The following is a 1,680-nucleotide window of genomic DNA, read 5'->3' on the forward strand; positions in this document are numbered from 1 at the left end:
CTAACCTCGATTAATCACGTCAGGTGAGCCGGTAGCGGCTCTGGAATGGCGAAAGGTGCTCTGAACGGCGATGATTCGACTTGTCTAAGGTTGAATCAGCAGTTCGAGGAGCACCCTTCTGGTGGGGAAGTCTACGTCGTGGTATCCGTCGCTGAAAGTTGACGGGGACGGTGCTGGGGTGGTGTCGCAGGCTGGGGCAGTTGCGCTGGTGCGGACCGCGGCCGCTGTCGGGCTGGATCGGGCGTTGTCGCAGGCGCTGGCACCGTGGCGCAAGCCGCTGGCCACACATGATCCGGGGAAGATCGTGCTGGATCTGGCGGTGACGGTCGCGGTCGGCGGCGATTGCGCCTCCGATATGACGATGCTGCGCGGCGAGCCGGGCGTGTTCGGGTCGGTCGCGTCGGATCCGACGGTGTCCCGGCTTATCGCGGCCCTGGCCGCCGAGCCGCGAAAAGCATTGTCGGCCTTCGCATCGGCACAGGCGGCAGCGCGAGCGATCGCGTGGCAGCGAGCCGGGCAGTACGCACCTGGTCATGCGGTCACCGCCGCCGACCCGTTGATCATCGATTTGGATGCCACGCTGGTCGATGCGCATTCGGACAAAGAGCATGCGGCGCCGACGTTCAAGCGGGGCTATGGTTTCCACCCGTTGCTCGCCTTCGCCGACCACGGCGCGGGCGGCACCGGCGAACCGCTGGCAGCGTTGCTGCGCCCTGGCAACGCCGGCGCCAACACTGCGGCCGACCACAAGAAAGTTCTGGCCGCCGCACTGGAGCAACTGCCGTGGCAGCCCGGGTATCGCGTCGGGAGGAAAGTACTGGTGCGCAGCGACGCCGGCGGCGGCACCCACGAATTCGCGGCCTACTGCCATGCGCGGCGGGTGCAGTACTCGCTCGGGTTCCCCCTCACCGAGGCCCTGGTCGAGGCGGTCGATCAGGTACCGAAACACGTATGGACCCCTGCTTACGACGCCGACGGGCAGGCGAGGGAAGGAGCGTGGGTCGCCGAAATCACCGGCCTGGCAGAGCTTTCCACCTGGCCGGAGGGCATGCGATTGATCGTGCGGAAGGAAAGACCGCATCCAGGCGCCCAGTTGCGGTTCACCGACGTCGACGGCCTGCGGCTGACCGCGTTCGTCACCAACACCCGTCGCGGCCAGCTGCCGGATCTGGAGTTACGGCATCGCCGCCGCGCCCGCTGCGAGGACCGCATCCGCGCAGCCAAGGACACCGGGCTGCGCAACCTCCCGTTCCGCGGTTTCGACGCCAACCGGATCTGGCTGGCGATCGTCGCTCTCGCGCTGGATCTGACCGCCTGGCTGCAGACCATCGCCCTGCACGACCACCGCGCCCGCCGATGGGAACCGAAAACCATTCGCCTGCAACTATTCTCAATTCCCGCCCGCCTGGCACGCCACGCCCGCCGCACTCATATGCGCCTGTCCCGCCACGCCCCGCACACCGGCGTGCTGGTCACCGCCCTCGACCGTCTGCAACCCGGCTGACCAGCACCAACCCGCCCCTCCGACCCTCGAAAGGATTCTCTCCGGGCCCGTGGAACCCGGCAGCCACCCCGCTGACCGGGCTACCCTCGGTTGCCCACCGGCCGCTGCTCAGCTGCCGGAAATCAATCCGAACCCGATCACGCCGGGCCGAAGGCCCGACGAAAGATCGAGGCTAA

Annotated in this window: 1 protein-coding gene; it reads left to right on the forward strand. The window is 67.6% G+C overall.

The genetic code is table 11. The annotated features are described in order from the left end of the window. Positions 1 to 121: 121 nt before the first annotated feature. The gene (locus tag ACFXN1_RS51760; protein ID WP_379446611.1) at positions 122 to 1,504 is read left to right on the forward strand and encodes an IS1380 family transposase; all 1,383 of its coding nucleotides are present in this window, start codon (positions 122 to 124) and stop codon (positions 1,502 to 1,504) included. Positions 1,505 to 1,680 lie beyond the last annotated feature (176 nt).

The sequence above is a fragment of the Nocardia sp. NPDC059154 genome, from assembly GCF_042755705.1.
In the GTDB taxonomy this organism is placed as follows: domain Bacteria; phylum Actinomycetota; class Actinomycetes; order Mycobacteriales; family Mycobacteriaceae; genus Nocardia.